Source organism: Bartonella sp. AU55XJBT (assembly GCF_028618525.1).
In genome coordinates this window covers 48,942-65,142 of the sequence record NZ_JAQITC010000007.1, presented here as the reverse complement: position 1 = coordinate 65,142, position 16,201 = coordinate 48,942, and the positions used below count along the sequence as shown (strand labels likewise).

The 16,201-nt window shown below is 39.1% G+C and carries 12 protein-coding genes and 1 pseudogene; 6 read left to right on the top strand and 7 right to left on the bottom strand.

What is annotated here, in order from left to right:
• Nucleotides 1-249 precede the first annotated feature (249 nt).
• Nucleotides 250-510, top strand: a complete 261-nt coding sequence (locus PVV70_RS04920; RefSeq protein ID WP_039760779.1) for a DUF2312 domain-containing protein — start codon at nt 250-252, stop codon at nt 508-510.
• Between the two features lie 593 nt (nt 511-1,103).
• Here the strand turns inward: PVV70_RS04920 and rimJ are convergent.
• The 4 genes and pseudogenes from rimJ to PVV70_RS04900 all read right to left on the bottom strand — a co-directional run bounded on the left by rimJ (nt 1,104) and on the right by PVV70_RS04900 (nt 5,206).
• Nucleotides 1,104-1,669 (bottom strand): annotated as a pseudogene (gene rimJ, locus PVV70_RS04915) (ribosomal protein S5-alanine N-acetyltransferase).
• A gap of 545 nt (nt 1,670-2,214) precedes the next feature.
• Nucleotides 2,215-4,080, bottom strand: coding sequence for an ABC-F family ATP-binding cassette domain-containing protein (locus PVV70_RS04910; protein WP_273758226.1), 1,866 nt, complete (start codon nt 4,078-4,080; stop codon nt 2,215-2,217).
• Nucleotides 4,080-4,466: a glycine zipper domain-containing protein gene (locus PVV70_RS04905; RefSeq protein WP_005774563.1), complete on the bottom strand. Its 387-nt coding sequence runs from the start codon at nt 4,464-4,466 to the stop codon at nt 4,080-4,082. Before PVV70_RS04905 ends, PVV70_RS04910 begins: the two co-directional genes overlap by 1 nt.
• 104 nt (nt 4,467-4,570) lie before the next feature.
• A complete protein-coding gene (locus PVV70_RS04900; RefSeq protein WP_273758176.1) occupies nt 4,571-5,206 on the bottom strand; it encodes a thiamine diphosphokinase in 636 nt (211 codons plus the stop codon).
• Between the two features lie 150 nt (nt 5,207-5,356).
• Between PVV70_RS04900 and PVV70_RS04895 the strand changes: the two genes are divergently transcribed.
• Complete coding sequence (locus PVV70_RS04895) at nt 5,357-6,934, top strand: M48 family metalloprotease (protein WP_273758175.1); 1,578 nt, start codon at nt 5,357-5,359, stop codon at nt 6,932-6,934.
• Nucleotides 6,935-7,319: 385 nt separating this feature from the next.
• Here the strand turns inward: PVV70_RS04895 and PVV70_RS04890 are convergent, their stop codons facing one another.
• Nucleotides 7,320-8,231: an RNA polymerase factor sigma-32 gene (locus PVV70_RS04890; protein ID WP_254475021.1), complete on the bottom strand. Its 912-nt coding sequence runs from the start codon at nt 8,229-8,231 to the stop codon at nt 7,320-7,322.
• A 607-nt stretch (nt 8,232-8,838) separates the two neighbouring features.
• Between PVV70_RS04890 and PVV70_RS04885 the strand changes: the two genes are divergently transcribed.
• The 3 genes from PVV70_RS04885 (at nt 8,839) to PVV70_RS04875 (ending at nt 11,672) form a co-directional block, all read left to right on the top strand.
• Nucleotides 8,839-10,419, top strand: a complete 1,581-nt coding sequence (locus PVV70_RS04885) for a hypothetical protein (RefSeq protein WP_273758174.1) — start codon at nt 8,839-8,841, stop codon at nt 10,417-10,419.
• 21 nt (nt 10,420-10,440) lie between these two features.
• Nucleotides 10,441-10,782, top strand: a complete 342-nt coding sequence (gene fdxA, locus PVV70_RS04880) for a ferredoxin FdxA (protein ID WP_273758173.1) — start codon at nt 10,441-10,443, stop codon at nt 10,780-10,782.
• Nucleotides 10,783-11,087: 305 nt separating this feature from the next.
• Nucleotides 11,088-11,672, top strand: a complete 585-nt coding sequence (locus PVV70_RS04875; protein ID WP_005774557.1) for a CarD family transcriptional regulator — start codon at nt 11,088-11,090, stop codon at nt 11,670-11,672.
• A gap of 1,084 nt (nt 11,673-12,756) precedes the next feature.
• Here the strand turns inward: PVV70_RS04875 and rpmF are convergent.
• Entirely contained in the window at nt 12,757-12,936 is a 180-nt protein-coding gene (gene rpmF / locus PVV70_RS04870) for a 50S ribosomal protein L32 (RefSeq protein ID WP_005774555.1), read from the bottom strand.
• A 439-nt stretch (nt 12,937-13,375) separates the two neighbouring features.
• Here rpmF and PVV70_RS04865 point away from each other — a divergent pair, with 439 nt between their 5' ends.
• The gene (locus tag PVV70_RS04865) at nt 13,376-14,278 is read left to right on the top strand and encodes a polyprenyl synthetase family protein (protein ID WP_273758171.1); all 903 of its coding nucleotides are present in this window, start codon (nt 13,376-13,378) and stop codon (nt 14,276-14,278) included.
• A 198-nt stretch (nt 14,279-14,476) separates the two neighbouring features.
• Here PVV70_RS04865 and PVV70_RS04860 read toward each other — a convergent pair whose 3' ends face one another.
• Nucleotides 14,477-15,628: an MFS transporter gene (locus PVV70_RS04860; RefSeq protein ID WP_273758169.1), complete on the bottom strand. Its 1,152-nt coding sequence runs from the start codon at nt 15,626-15,628 to the stop codon at nt 14,477-14,479.
• Nucleotides 15,629-16,201 lie beyond the last annotated feature (573 nt).

The following is a 16,201-nucleotide window of genomic DNA, read 5'->3' as shown; positions in this document are numbered from 1 at the left end:
ATTCTCAAAACAAATCATACATCTTTTTTTTCAAAAGCCTTTCACGTCTAAAACATATATTTTTATATTTTTCTTTTTATAGCCCTTTTATCAATACATATATCTTATATCTTAAAAACTTTACAAAATATTTAAAGTCAATTTGTAAAAAAACTGTGGTGCTTGATTGATTTTTTATTTTTCAAGCTTTTCCAACATAAATTGGTCATCGAAAAAATAACGTACAACATATAACTTGGAGAAAATACAATGAATGATACAGTAACCGATCAAACACACGCTATATCCGTCAACCAATTACGCTCTTTTATCGAACGAATTGAACGACTAGAAGAAGAAAAAAAAACCATTTCCGATGATATTAAAGACGTCTACACGGAACTTAAAGGCTCTGGTTTTGATAGCAAAGCTGTTCGAAGCATTATACGGTTGCGTAAAAAAGAAGAGCATGAACGAATGGAAGAAGAAGCTATCATTGAACTTTATAAAAATGCGCTTGGGATGAGTTAACAACATTGATAATATTAGAAATTTTTTAAGAAAAGGGAAAATGAAAAAACGCGTGAATGCACAAAAATTCTGCCAACCGTGGGTAGTTTGTGCAAAATAACACAAAACTCATATAACTTGTGACAAGACGACTTCACAGGTGCATAACATTGCGACAGCCCTCACATTTGAAAGGATTCATGTAAGGTGAAAGGATTCATGAAAAGCGCATTTTTACGTCTTATTCTTCAATTATTTTTATCCATAGGGAGGGCGTTTTTATCCATAGGAGTCTCCTTTGTAAGCCAACCCCACTTGTGCATGACAGCAAAGCGTTTTTGAGTCCTTCAACCTAAAAACAGGTGTAAAATGGAGAAAATCTTGCGCTATTGAGAACTCTTATTCACATTGAAAAACAATGAATGATGATAATCAACCCATTCATTCTCTAGGATAAAAAACATTTAAAGGAGGCAGCAGCTGAAATTCGCTAAACAAAGGTCCTAAACTATTTACAGAAGAGAGATGGTTAAGGATCTTCGTATTGTTAAGATCGTGAAGAATTCGGCATATTTAGACATCTCGTAAAAAGCCTCTAGCTTTATTAAAATCTTTTATTCAAATCTATTGACGGACTTATAACACTCATTAATTCGAGAGGTTAGAATATGATCTCTCCATTTTCCAGAAATCATCAAATAATCTTTGGCATAGCCTTCTTTTTCAAAATGAAGGCGCTTTAATAAAAGTTCGCTTTTTATGTTCTCAGGTCTATAATTTGCCATCACTCTATGCAGGTGATAGACTTGAAAGATATGGCGTATAAGAGCCGATAAACTCTCAAACATAAGCCCTTTGCCTTGTTGTTTCTCATCAAGAGAAAAACCAAGATGACAGGCTTGAAAAACACCACGAACCACATTTGTGAAGTTTACAACACCGATGATTGTGTTTTCATTTCTTAGACGTACGATATATCGATAGGCTTGCCCTTGTGCGCTTTCATAAGCAAATGCATTGGCGCGCGTGCTCGCCAAGCTGTTAGAGTGTGGTAGTCGTCAGATCTCAACGGTTCAAAAGGGCGCAGATGATTCGCATTACGCAAGTAATAAGCAGACAGTTCAGCAGCATCTTCTAAACCAATCAATGTGGAAATTGTTCGCTTTGTTTTAATGTCCATCATTTTCTCCTCCTAAAAATGTTACAATAACACGTTGATTTGTCGTGACATATCATCATTTTTAACCTTAAACCGTAACATCGAATATGTTACACTTTTCGCATCACAACACTTCTCACATGAGAATCAATGAGGCTCATTTGCTTGTTCGTCATAAGCGAGATTGGTGTATTGAAGGTATAAAATTAAAACAAGAGAATACTTTTATGAATGCGCTCAAACGCCACGAGCGATAGCAACATTGGGGACTTGCAAAATGTGTGAGTGTATTACCATGCGTGAGAACATTTTGAAAAACGCACCGCACCAATAATTTTTTCTTTATCAAGAGTTGTGCCAAAAAGCCAAACGTAAACAGTAAAGCTTTCTTCAAAATCCCATTAACCAGCGCTATGACTTCGAACCGCAGTCAAAAGTATGTTTTAAAAAATCTGCTCTTTATGAACTCATAAGGTACTGTGGTCATTCTTCAATATGTCCAAGCACTTCCACAGAAAGCGATGAGACAATAGGAATCTCTTAAAATACTGGGAAATGATGAGATATTACCGTGAATACGCTTCTATTTCTTCACGTAAAATTTCAAGTTCTAGCCATTCTTCTTGCTTTTGTGTGCAAGTTATTTTCTTTTTTTCCAACGCTGTTGATAAACGCTCAAAACGTTTTTTATCACTGCCATAAAGAGTTGGGTCACAGAGCTCTTGTTCAATTTTTTTTATTTCACTTTGCAAAACAGCGATTTCTTCAGGCAATTTTTCCAATGCATAAACCTGCTTATAGGACAATTTTCTTCGTGTCTTTTTCTCTCCCGCACTATCCAAGCTAGGATCTGTTGAGAAAGTACTTTTTCCGCCCACCCCTGCGCAAGATTTTGCAGATGTTTTACGGTTTGATAATTCTATTTCTGTGCGTTGTAAACGGAGAGCCTGCTTATTTTGCGCCATCATATCACTATAGCCACCCGCATATAAAACCCAATGACCATCGCCCTCCGGTGCCAACATATGCGTTACAGTACGATCTAAAAAATCTCTGTCATGGCTAACCAACAACACTGTTCCTGCAAAATCAGCAATAAATTCTTGCAATAAATCCAAAGTTTCCATATCCAAATCATTGGTCGGTTCATCAAGAATTAAAAAGTTTGCCGGACGCGAAAGAAGGCGTGCAAGCATGAGTCGTGCTCTTTCTCCCCCTGAAAATTCTTTAAGGGGGGTGCGCGCTTGTTCCGGCAAAAATAAAAAGTCTTTCATATAAGAAACCACATGCCGTTCTTGTCCATTGATCACGAGAGTATCGCCCCTTCCTCCCGTTAAATAATGCGCCAAAGTTTCTTCTTCATTGAGAATACGTTGCTGATCAAGCAATGCCATGGAGAGGTTATAGCCATGCTTCACCGTCCCACTATCTACAGCTTCTTGCCCAATCAATGTGGAAAGGAGCGTTGTCTTTCCAATCCCATTAGGTCCTACCAAACCGATTCGATCTCCCCGCTGAATGCGTAAAGAGAAATCTTTCACGATAACGCGATCCCCATAGGATTTTGAAATTTTCTTTGCTTCGAGCACCAATTGCCCAGAATCATGACTTTTAGCAGCGCTCAACAGTGCACTTCCCGGCTGCCCCTTATAAGTTTGATGACGCTGTCTTAAGTTTTTTAATTCGCCCAAGCGCCGTACATTACGCTTACGCCGTGCAGTTACCCCATAACGCAACCATTGCTCTTCACGGACAATTTGACGCCCCAATTTATGCTGCTCGAGTGCTTCTTCTTCCAAAGCTTTATCGCGCCAATTTTCAAATTCTGAAAAACGCTTTTCCAGTCTTTTCGTTGTCCCACGATCAAGCCATACCGTTGAACGCGTAACATTTTCCAAAAATCGTCGATCATGGGAAATCACCACAATCGCTGAACGCAAAGAAGACAACACGCCTTCCAACCATTCAATGGTTGGTAAATCAAGATGATTGGTTGGTTCATCTAAGAACAAAATATCGGGTTTTGCTGCAATGGCCCGTAACAATGAAACACGCCTCTTTTCACCGCCCGAAAGCGTTTCTAATTTTTCCGCGCCCGAAAACCCTAAATTTGTACGAAGCATATTGATCCACTGAACATCAGATGTCTCGTCCAGCCCCGCTTCCATATAAGTGTTAATATCCTCAAAACCAGAACAATCCGGATTTTGAGCGACATAACGAAGTGTTACGCGAGGGTGGCGAAAAATTTCGCCACCATGAGGCTCTAATATTCCTGCGGCAATTTTTAACAGGGTCGATTTTCCACAACCATTACGGCCTACCAACGCAATACGCGCTCCCTGCTCAACCGATAAACAGGCTTGGTTGAGCAAAGGCGTTGTCCCCACGTTTAAGAAAATGCGGTCAAGCCGCAGCAATGGCACCGCCATTAACGAACGCGGCGCGGACAAGGTGCTTGATACATCACCCCTCTTGCATCACGGTAAGTACATAATTGTCGTACTGGAACTCTTTGTGCACAAGGTGCTTGGTAGACATGTCCTCTACGAGAGCGATATGTGCACAATTGTGAAGCTTGTCTTTGTTGTCTTCTTTGATTTACAGCCTCACCCGTTACTGTTCCAGCCAAAGCCCCAAATGCCGCACCAGTAAGCGCTGCTCCAGGCGTGCTTCCAGCAATAGCTGTTCCAGCCAAAGCCCCAATTGCTGCTCCCCCTACACCGTAACGCGCAACGCGCTCATCAGTTGTCGTACAAGCCACCGAACTGAAACCAATCGCAGAAACGACGGCTACTTTTAAAATTGATTTTAACATAGCAAAACCTTTCCTTCTCAAGATCAATACATAATACATCGTTTATGTCGGCACTTAATCACTACGCCCCCCCCTTGCCTTATTCAAAATATATTGGAAGAGCTTTACGAAATAGGTACAGACGCTAACAATATAGCTTTTCCAGAACCTAAATGGCAAGAAAAGGTTCCACAAATACGGTTAGAAAGTGTTAAAGAAGAGCCAAATGACACATTTTTGTCACAAATTGGCCATTTTACCCCCTCAAGCGTTAAGCCTTCTAAATCAGAAAAACCGATAAGACTAAACAAGCACCCTTTAGGCAAATCATATGACACAAGTTTTGGCAAAACCGGCCAACCTTCTTCCAAACCGCTTGTCAACAATACTGAAATGCCTTTCTCTGCCATCATCAACGCTTGCGTCATATGAGAAAGGCTATGATCACTTCTCTCCCCTCCCAAAGCACCACACAAAATAAGCTTTTTAGCACCCTTTTGTAGCGCTCTTTCACAAGCCAAAGCACTATCGGTCATATCTTTATCAGAGGGAAAAACCTCACGCGGAACATGGCTATATTTGTCGATCAAAGTCTGATCAGATGAATCAAAATCCCCTAACCACAACTCAGGCATCACATTAAGTGCTTCCGCATGACGCATGCCGCCATCCGCAGCAATCACCCGACTGTTTTGAATTTGATTAAGCAAACGATCAGTGATAAAAAGATCTCCATTTAACAATATTGTAAATGTTGTCATGCCATATTTTGCCTTTCACAAAATTCTATTTTCTCTCACACCCCTTTATCCATGAGAGCTATTTTTTATAAACAATAACTATGATGTAGCCAAATGAATCCTTATCTCTAAAGCTTCTCTCAAAAAAACACACACGATATAAAGATACACATGAAATTTGCCACATTACACCGCAGAAACAACCTGCACCGCGATCCAACATTCTCCATTTTTCAACGAAATTTTCTTTTTCGCTCTCTGCCTTATAAAGCAACTTTCACCAGTTTAATGCTTCTCCTTTCAGCTTGTCATACCCCCCTTTCTCGCAATGATAGGCTCTCTTCCAGTTCTTCTGAAACAATCAAACGTACCGACAATCACAATATCTATGTCACATTAAGCGCACTGCAACACCCCCGTATTTTGCAAATGTATGGTGGTGCTTATCATGATGCAAAACTTGAACGCTTTTTAGCAAAAATTATTCGTAAACTAACCATTGCATCCCACCATTCTCCTCAAAGCTATTCCGTCACAATTTTAAACTCGGAAAATGTCAATGCATTTGCACTCCCCAATGGCTCGATCTACATCACCCGTGGTATGCTGGCACTCGCCAATGATTCTTCAGAAGTTGCTGCAATTTTAGCCCATGAGATGGCCCATATCAAAGCCAATCATGGCATTTTACGCCTTCAAAAAGAAGCCCAATTGAAGAAGATGACAGACCATATGTCTCCACGTCTTTTTTCTTCTATGGGCAAAAAACACAATCCCATACACAACAAGCAACAACTCGCACAATTTTCCCGCAATCAAGAGCTGGAAGCTGATTCCCTTGCCCTCGAAATGCTCCAACAAGCAGGGTATGATCCCTTTGCTTCACCACGCTTTCTTCAAACAATGGAAGCCTATAGTGCTTTTCAGAATATTTCTGGCACCCCAAATGCTTCCTTAGACTTTCTAGCGTCTCACCCAACCACCCCTCAACGCATTCGGCTTGCGATAGAAAAAGCCCGTAAAATCAATCAACAAAATAGTGGAAATACAGATCGTGATTCTTTTCTCAAAAGCATTGATGGCATGACTTTTGGAGGAAGCTTTTACACAGGGGTTGTACGTGGCAATGAATTTATTCATCCGCAATGGCGCATCGCTTTTTCTGTTCCCAACAATTTTACAATAGAACATTCCGCACAAACCGTTTGGGCCAGCGGCCCCAATAAAATTGCGATTCGTTTTGATGCTATTCCCCATCCTGCAGGAATGACTGCAAGTGATTATTTGAAAAGCGGATGGATTATCGGGTTAGATCCATCATCTATCCGCCCCCTTACAATTCAAGGGCTCCCTCATCAAGGCTTCACGCGTCAAGAACACTTAAGCCAAAATTTACTTGCAGCACAAGCTCGTGCGACTCATGAGCAATGGCAATTTGATGTGATTGTCATTCTGTTCAATAATCATATTTTTCGTTTTCTGACGGCAGCGCCCTATAATTCTCAAAATTTTGCAGAAATTGCCCAAAAAACGATCCAAAGCTTTCACCCTCTTTCAACTTTAGAGTTAAAAAAATTGAAACCCTTAAAGATCAGTATTGTCCGCGTTAAACAAGGAGAAAATATTGCAAACCTTGCCAATAAAATGCAACATACACCAAACAAAGAAAAACTCTTTCGGATTCTCAATGCCCTCTCACCAACTCAAACATTACGCGCTGGTACAAAAGTAAAAATTATCACCGAATAAATCTCCTTTTTCATCTGCGACAATCTTGATTCTTTGTCTCTCTTTAATCACGCCCTCCCCAAGCCTATTGGCAAATGCAACCAACTTCATCATGCCTTGCGCCCCCGCACCTACACACTCTCCGTCCTCTCACAAAATCTTTTACGGCTTATATATCTTAAAGATCTTCTGAATGAACCGTAAGAAGAGCAGAAGACAATTTCTGCATAGATCTTCTCAAATAAGCCCCTCCCCTCCAATCTTCCCTCTGCTCATAAAGATGGCTCAATGCACCCCAAAAGGAGGCGTATGGCTTGATAAAGCGAGTAATCCCTCAATCCGCTTCATCATGCCCTACGCCCCCGCACCTAAGCACTCTCCTTCCCCTCACAAAGTCTTTCACAGCTTATATATCGTAAGCATCTTCTGAATGAACCGTAAGAAGAGCAGAACGCAATTTCTGCAAAGCTCGTGCTTCAATTTGACGCACACGTTCTTTCGAAATTCCTAATTTTTCACCCAAAACTTCTAGAGTAGCTCCCTCTTCATTTAAGCGACGAAAGCGAATAATTTCCAACTCCCGTTCGTTGAGAATTTGCAACGCATCGTAAAGCCACTGCGTACGTCGCTGACCATCAATCACTTGCTCAATTAAAGCATCAGGAAGAGGGCTCTCATCAACCAAAACATCCATCTTCGCAATGGGATTATCACTGTTCTCAGAAACAGAAACGCTCAAGGAATTATCCGAACTGGAAAAACGAAAATCCATTGTTTCAACATCGCGTACGGAAACACCGAGCTTTTCAGCGATTGTACGAAAAATATCCTGTTTTGACAAAGCGCTATCATCTTGCACCAGTTTTGCGCGCAAACGTCGCAAATTAAAGAAAAGTGCTTTTTGCGAAGAACTGGTTCCTCCTCGAACGATTGACCAGTTTCGCAAAATATAATCTTGAATAGAAGCCCGTATCCACCATGTTGCATAAGTTGAAAAACGCACTTCTCGATCAGGTTCAAAACGCGCCGCGGCTTCCAACAATCCCACATACCCTTCTTGTACCAAATCCCCTAAGGGCATTTTGAAACGTTTAAAGCGGTTCGCAATAGCAATCACCAAACGCATATGAGCTGCGGCAATTTGATGCATGGCATCATCATCGCGTTTATCTTTCCATCGCAGAGCCAAATCATGCTCTTTTTGTCGTTCAAGATAAGGTGCTTGCATAGCAGAACGCATCATATTCCGTCCTAAGCTTTTATCTGCATCGCCATAATTTTTGCTGCTTTTATAAACAGCATTTGAAAGATTACCCATAATAACCCCTTGCGATTAAAATTATAAAAATTGATTTGGTAACGACACCATTGTTCTTTCTTAAATTCTTTCTTAAAAAGAACTCAAAAGTTGTCCACTTATGCGCTCACTACTTTAACGTGTAAATTTATAATCGCAATTGTTTTTTTTATGATCATGGTAAAAACTTCTTATCATAAGACATAATTTCATCTGTAAAATGCCCCTACAATATGCCTTTTCGCCTATATAAAATATTTTTTAAAAAAACTTTCTCTTCACTTTTCATGACAAAACAGCAAAAAAAATTGAAATGCTCAGACAAAATACATGCTGTTTTTTTGGATGACCGATTCCATTTCCTTTTAATTTTAGAGAATCTGTTTATGCTTTTTACGCTTTCAGCTTTACATTACAACTAATAAGTGTAATCTGCAAATATAAACTATTCCAACTGAATGAAAACTGAATAAAAAAGTAGCCTCTAAGTTTTAAAGACGCAAAAAGAAACATCAAAAAAGGACAAGAATGATTGAAGCAAGCGCAACAAACGTGTTAAGAAAGAACAACATTATGGAGTTGTCGCAAAAGGCTTTTTACCAGTGTCACACTGAGAAAGAAAATGATCATGGATAGCAAGATTGTTCAACAGAATGAGATTCTTCAAGATGATATTCTCATTGAAAAATACGGAAGGGGTAAATTTGAAGGTTTTCGTTTTTATGCCAACAAGAACAATACCGATCAAACAGCCGAGCAGCAATGCTCAATAGAGAATGAAAATTTGATTCTTGCGTTTTCCAAACGCGCAAAGCGTTTTTGTGCTTGTGCAAATGGTGATTTTACCCTCAGTTCTGATGGCATTGTGCGCTGGATTGGTCAACCTGTGGGACAACTTGTTGCGACAGAAGATTTTTTCAAACCCAAACTACTTGTTTTAGCAGACACACAACTCATCGGAGAATCCCGCGATAACGTCATAAAACGATTAGAGCGCTTTGTAACCTTTCATTTTGAAACGACTTTAAAACCCCTATTTGATTTGCGCAATGCCGATAATTTGACAGATTCAACCAATAATCTTGCTTTACAACTGGTTAACGCTTTAGGGGTTTTACCCCGCCGCGAAGTTTTAGACCTTGTCAAAAACCTTGTGCAAGAATCCCGTGCTGTGCTTCGGCGTCTAGGGGTGCGTTTTGGTGCTTTTCATATCTATGTTGCCGGAATGCTTAAACCCGCTCCAGTACAAGCCATTACCCTTTTGTGGAACCTTCAAAATGCAGGACAAGACCAAACGGGTTTGGATGAAATTTTTACGGCATTATCTGCTGGTCGGACCTCTTTAATTGTTGACCCTACCTATAACCGCCAATTTTATCAATTAGCTGGATACCGAATCTTAGGGCAACGTGCCGTACGGATTGATATTTTAGAACGTCTTGCCAATCTCATCCGCCCCGCCCTTCAGTGGAAACAAGGAAGTGATTCCAAACCTGAAGGTGCCTATGATGGTAAAAGTTTTTTTGTAACCCCAGCCATGATGTCCATTCTTGGTGCCAATGGGAATGATATGGAAGAAATCCTCAAAGGACTTGGCTACCAATCATACAGCATAAGCAATACTGTTTTTGAACAAAATCTTCTTGCACAGCAAAGCTCTTTTCCTGTGACTGCGACAACACAAGAGGCTCGACCCGCAGAATGCGTTGGTAGTCTATGGCAAACAATCAAGACTTCAGAAACAACACAAGAAGAAAAAAATGTTTCACCCCTGAAAACTGTATCCTCTCATATTGAAAGACACCCCCATAAAACCAATCATTTACCAGCTGCTGAACCTGTTGGAAACTTTGCCAAGCCCACTCCCCCTACAGCAGAAGATAAAGTTATTTTATTATGGCATTATAGGCCTCAATTTCACCACCACACACAAAAAAAACGTGATAAATCTGGACATAAGTGGAAAAATAAACCGAAGGGCGCTATAAAAAGAGGAGACAATGCGAATGGAAATTCCCCTCAAGAAGCACCTCCACAAATAAAACGTTCTCATAAGTTTCACAAATCCCAAGGCAAGCGTACAAATTATAAGCCTTTTCAAACAGAAAAACGTCTTAACCCTGATTCACCTTTTGCAAAATTAGCTGTACTACGCGATCAACTCACCAATCATCAAAACACACACTCTCTCTCCTCTAAAGAGCATTAAAGTAACAAATGGAGTTTGATCTTGACCCACGTCGTAACCGACAACTGCATTCACTGCAAATATACGGATTGCGTTGAAGTTTGTCCTGTTGATTGTTTTTATGAAGGTGAAAATATGTTGGTCATTCATCCTGATGAATGCATCGATTGTGGTGTTTGTGTGCCAGAATGCCCAGCAGAAGCCATTATACCGGATACAGAACCAGGACTAGAAAAGTGGTTAGAACTTAATCTTCATTACGCAAACAAATGGCCCAATTTAACCACAAAAAAAGAGCCTCTTCCTCAAGCCAAAGAAATGGATGGTGTTCCAAACAAATTAGAAAAGTATTTTTCAGAAAACCCAGGAAATGGAGAAGAGTAATGCTACAGTTTACAGCGCTCTCCTTCCACAATTGAAAGACTTCTCTTGTAAAAATAAAAAATCCTCAAGCGAAATGATTGATTCTTTTGAAGTTTGATGTTAGTGTTGTTCTAGCATGATCATCTTTCTAAGTATTTTTCTTTGCTTTTTTTAGTAAAGCAATGTATTTTTTTTTGGATTTAAAAGTACTCGGCTTTTATGCTCACTTAATTGGTACAATATACTTGGTTAAAGAAAACTCAACCCTCAGGTTTATAACCTGTTTTCCGATGCATTTGTTGATCATAAGGGAGTAAACTAAAATTATGGCATCCCAACATGGAACGTCCTCAAAGACTAAAGAATTTGCAACCTCTGAATATATCGTCTACCCCACACATGGAGTAGGACAAATTATAGCGATTGAAGATCAAGAAGTTGCAGGACATAAATTAAAACTTTTCGTCATTCATTTTGCGAAAGATAAAATGGATGTCAAGGTCCCTATTGCAAAAGCCCTTTCCGTTGGAATGCGTAAATTATCTGCTGGAGATTCCGTCGAACGCGCCTTAAAAGTCTTACGCGGAAAAGCACGCGTTAAACGAACCATGTGGTCTCGCCGTGCTCAAGAATATGATGCTAAAATCAACTCAGGTGATCTTATTTGTATCGCTGAAGTAGTTCGTGATCTTTTTCGCTCTAACCTACAACCCGAACAATCCTACTCTGAGCGTCAACTTTATACCGCTGCTCTTGAAAGAATGGCCCGCGAAATTGCGGTTATTAATAGCCTTTCTGAAACAGAAGCGATTAATCTCATCGAGATGCACCTTTCCAACAAGCCAAAACGCGAATTTAAAACTGAAAGAGAAGAAACCGCTGAAAACAGCGAAGCTGTCTACGCTGCATAATACACTCTTTCATAACAACAGGGTACTTTAATAAAACCAGCAAAAAGCTGGTTTTATTTTTTTATCATCCTCTGTATTCTCAAGAATAAAATTTCTTAAAACACCAATCAACGCTCTAATTTTTCGACCCATTCCACTCGCCGCCGCCTCATACGCTTTACTTCATAGCGCGCTCATTGACTCATCATCATAAGATATCATTTTTATCTTCAATCATCAGTCTTAATACAGGAAGATTCTCTCCCATTAAACCATTCAAACGGCTGCATCACACATCCCATGTAATTCAAATATTGATTTATAAAGATAATTTATCGTTTTTTCTTATATTGAATTAAACCCCCGAATAGTGTGAAGCTCTTTTGTTTCCAACCTATTCCATGTTGAATCAATTAAAAACATTCACTTACCTCTTACAAGCGAGGAGGTCATGTGAGTAAAAACTTTACAAAAAAGGCATGCCTCTTATGAACTGTTTTAAGAGCCAAGGGTTATTCGCAACACCCATGAGCTCGCAAGTGTATGACAGTGCTAGCTTGCACTTTTATGCAGCTTAAAGGCAAATAAATTTTATATTATTTCATGGGGTTATCATTATACCCTTCACGAAATACTGTCACAAAATGGGCTGAAAAGCACGCTGAGAGAGGTGCTTTTAAAAAACACGTAAGATATTACAACACAAGTATATCCCTTTTGAGGCGTTTTATTTATATGATGGCTGTAATCTCATCAAAGAACAAGAAAAGTATCTCTCCACAATAGAATCATCTCTCTCAGCAAAATCTACCCTCTATTCTAGAGAAGAACAGAAAATCCACGACTCGAGAGCGTACATTCACCAAGAAATCAAAAGAAACTTAACCGACATAAAAGAGAGATAAAAGACTAAAGTCTTAATCCCTAAAACGGAACGTCCACGATACATTCCCGTTTTCAAATCAATGTCCCCTTTTCCAATCAATGGCATGAGAGCAGCGCAAGGTCACCTCAACAGCCATCTTAAAGTGCAAATGCACGACTCGAGAGCGTGCATTCACCAAGAAATCAAAGGAAACCTAAGCATAAAAGAGAGATAAAAGACTCAATCCTTAACCACTAAAACGGAACGTCCACGATACATTCCCGTTTTCAAATCAATGTGATGAGGGCGACGCAACTCACCAGAATTTTTATCCTCGATATAAGTCGGCGCCTTCAGAGCATCAGCCGAACGGCGCATGCCCCTCTTCGCTGGAGAGGTTTTTCGTTTAGGTACAGCCATAAAAAGACACTCCAAATCCATTAAAACAGAAAAAGCAATGCCAAAAATGACAATGCTTCATTTAAAAACACCATAAAATTTGAGGGCATTATATACTGATAAAAAAGAAGAGGCAATGTCAAAATGATCTTCCACTGAGCAAAAATAACCTTCCTTTTATCAAAAATGATATCACAATGACCAAATGAAGAGCAAAAGCACCACAAAGTTTATGAGTTTTATACACCCATGAAAGTATTTTCATAAGACTAACTAATTTTTTATTTGGCATTATTTTATTTGGCTTTAAAAGGGATTTGCGCATACAGTAAAGATACGCATAATAAAGAGAAATTGATTTTTAATAAAAACCTACGTCCATTGATGAACACAAGAAAAAGCAATAGTCTCTCTCTTTGAACGTCATCATTTCATTTTCATAAAAACAAAGGAAGCAAGAATGCACGAATTTACCCCCCTTCTTGCAAAACATGGTAAAAGCGTTGAAAATCGACTGAGCGCACTGTTAAGTGATCACATCCAAACTGGTGAAATTTCGCGCCCTGAAAACTTAATCAAAGCCATGCGCTATGGGGTGCTGAACGGTGGAAAACGCCTGCGACCTTTTCTTGTGATTCAAAGTGCTGCACTTTTTGATATCCCTATAGAGCATTCACTTGATGTTGCATGTGCCTTAGAATGTGTTCACTGTTATTCACTCATTCACGATGATCTTCCAGCCATGGACAATGATATCCTCCGGCGTGGGAAACCCACTGTCCACATAGAATTTGATGAAGCAACAGCAATTCTAGCAGGCAATGCTCTCTTGACATTTGCCTTTGAAATCATTGCCCATAAAGCCAATGCACTGTCTACAGAGATGAGAATAAAATTGATCACAGCACTTGCACAATCAGCCGGACTTGGTGGTATGCTAGGGGGACAAATGCTGGATCTTGAAGCTGAAAAAAGACCACAAGAAAGTACTGACATCATCACCCTACAACGCATGAAAACGGCTTCCCTGATAAGCTTTGCTTGCCAAGCAGGCGCCATCATTGGCAATGCGTCAGAAGAATTATTGACAAAGTTGACGGCTTTTGGAACCTATCTTGGTTTAGCCTTTCAATTAACGGATGATCTTCTTGATGTTACTGCCACCACACAGACTTTAGGAAAAACCGCTGGGAAAGATGAAACAGCACAAAAGGCAACTTTTGTTCGTCTCTATGGCATTGAAGAAACCCAAAAAAAGCGAGATGCGCTCATCACAAAAGCAGAAGCCCTCTTACACCCTTTTGGTATCAAAGCACTCCCTCTCCAACAAGTAGCTCGCTTTAATGCAACACGCAAAAATTAACGTCATCCGCCCTATCATATTCCGCTCTATTGTACAGAGCCTACACTATCCTCTTTGTTAAATGTCCAAGAGTTTTTTTCAAAAATCTTACCATTGATCTCCATGATATTATTGGTCCCATCATTCAATGGATATGACAAACCAGAGGTACATTAAAACAAACGCATGAATTTATAAAACACACGTCTAATAATAATCTCATGGAACTTTTTTGCGCGTTCCTTCTAGAAAAAATACTGCCAACAAGTAAATCAATAAATAAAGAGCAAAAATATAAACGAGTGAGAAAAAGCCAAATATATCGACCATAGATGCACTCATGTAAAAAAACACCAAGAGGCTAAATCTCCCAACGGTTGACAAGAAAGATTCATATGTAGCCCTGAAATGATCACTAATACTATCATGCAAAACAACTTCTACACGAAGATATGTATACTTAATTAAGTAAAAAATCATACAGACTAAAATAATAGCAATTTCTTTTTTCGGCTCAAAGAAAACCACTGTAAAAATCAGTGAAACCAAAAGAAAAAGCAATAAAACAAAATTCACCCTTTCACTTAGTTTTGTAAAGAGAAAACTAGCCAAGAGCTGAGAGAGCAATATCAGTGAAAACGTCACACCAAGATCAAAATAAGTGACATTAATATTATGATCTTTAAATATCCACTGCCAATACTGCGAGAATATATTGAAAAAGATCAGTGAAAAATAAAAGCATAAAGAGATATAAGGAACCTTAATAAAAATAGACAACATCTCCTTAGCATCATAAAAGAGAGAATTCGCTTTATTTGGTTTTTTCTCTCCTTTCAGGTCATCAAGAAAGAACAAACCAAAGAGTGTTGTCATCAACATTAAAAACGCCGCAATATACCATATATATTGGCTCGAATAATCAGCAAAATAAGCACCGATCAAACTGAATATAAACATGCCAATGTAATTATATTGAGAGCTCGCTCCCAGCACTTTTTTAGTCGATGTCACTTTTGCTTTTGCATATTGAACAAGTAAAGCATTATAAGCCCCCGCAATCAATGTCAGCGATAAGGCATTAAAAGATTCTGCCAAAAGAAAACCATAAAAGCTTGTAGAAAATCCCATGAGACACAGCCATGTAGCAGCAAAAGCCGCTGCCAAAACGATCGATATTTTATAACTTTTTCTATCGGCAAAATATCCCAGAGGAATATCTGTAACCATCATAATAAAAGCCTGAAACGACTTAATGATCCCGATATCAATAAGAGTTAGCCCTTTTTCAAGCATATAAAATACAATAAAGGCACCTGTTAAAATTCTTATACCGTTAAATAAAAATCCAAATGCTAATATACTTGTCATGCATCCCCCCAATAACGCCCAAAAAGACGTCTTATATACATCATTTTATAGAACAATAAAAGCTCACATTTTATGACAAATAGGGCAATATCTGCTATAAGGATCTTCCGTTTTATCAATTTTATATCCAGAAAAATGCCCCAAAATACCGGAAGAATGAGTAAATATTGATATCGATCAGAGGCTTCTTATAAAATGCATAACAGCTGGTTTTATTTGAGATAATAAATGATCCAAGAACTTACGGTAGCCACAGCAACCTATAACAAACAATACATTGATTTATAATCATCATTCATTGTTTTGCATGTCGAATGAGCATCCTGAATATTGTAAAATTCTTTCACCCACTCATAGTGCATCAATTAAAATCACTTAACTGGCCCTATTACAAACGGAGATAGCATGTGAGTAAAAACTAAAATACCTCTTATGTAGCGTCTCAGATATTAGAACTGTATAGGAAGCAGGCGTAAGCATATGCAGCTGGTTGTTCTTTTATTAAACTTAAAAGATGAAGGGATTCTCTATAAGTTTTATACACTTTACAAGAGTTTTACCATTATAGCATCT

Excerpts from the sequence above, each read along its gene's own strand:
- PVV70_RS04920 (WP_039760779.1), top strand. The coding sequence starts at position 250 with ATGAATGATACAGTAACCGATCAAACACACGCTATATCCGTCAACCAA.
- PVV70_RS04910 (WP_273758226.1), bottom strand. The coding sequence starts at position 4,080 with ATGGCGGTGCCATTGCTGCGGCTTGACCGCATTTTCTTAAACGTGGGG.
- PVV70_RS04905 (WP_005774563.1), bottom strand. The coding sequence starts at position 4,466 with ATGTTAAAATCAATTTTAAAAGTAGCCGTCGTTTCTGCGATTGGTTTC.
- PVV70_RS04900 (WP_273758176.1), bottom strand. The coding sequence starts at position 5,206 with ATGACAACATTTACAATATTGTTAAATGGAGATCTTTTTATCACTGAT.
- PVV70_RS04895 (WP_273758175.1), top strand. The coding sequence starts at position 5,357 with ATGAAATTTGCCACATTACACCGCAGAAACAACCTGCACCGCGATCCA.
- PVV70_RS04890 (WP_254475021.1), bottom strand. The coding sequence starts at position 8,231 with ATGGGTAATCTTTCAAATGCTGTTTATAAAAGCAGCAAAAATTATGGC.
- PVV70_RS04885 (WP_273758174.1), top strand. The coding sequence starts at position 8,839 with ATGGATAGCAAGATTGTTCAACAGAATGAGATTCTTCAAGATGATATT.
- PVV70_RS04875 (WP_005774557.1), top strand. The coding sequence starts at position 11,088 with ATGGCATCCCAACATGGAACGTCCTCAAAGACTAAAGAATTTGCAACC.
- rpmF (WP_005774555.1), bottom strand. The coding sequence starts at position 12,936 with ATGGCTGTACCTAAACGAAAAACCTCTCCAGCGAAGAGGGGCATGCGC.
- PVV70_RS04865 (WP_273758171.1), top strand. The coding sequence starts at position 13,376 with ATGCACGAATTTACCCCCCTTCTTGCAAAACATGGTAAAAGCGTTGAA.
- PVV70_RS04860 (WP_273758169.1), bottom strand. The coding sequence starts at position 15,628 with ATGACAAGTATATTAGCATTTGGATTTTTATTTAACGGTATAAGAATT.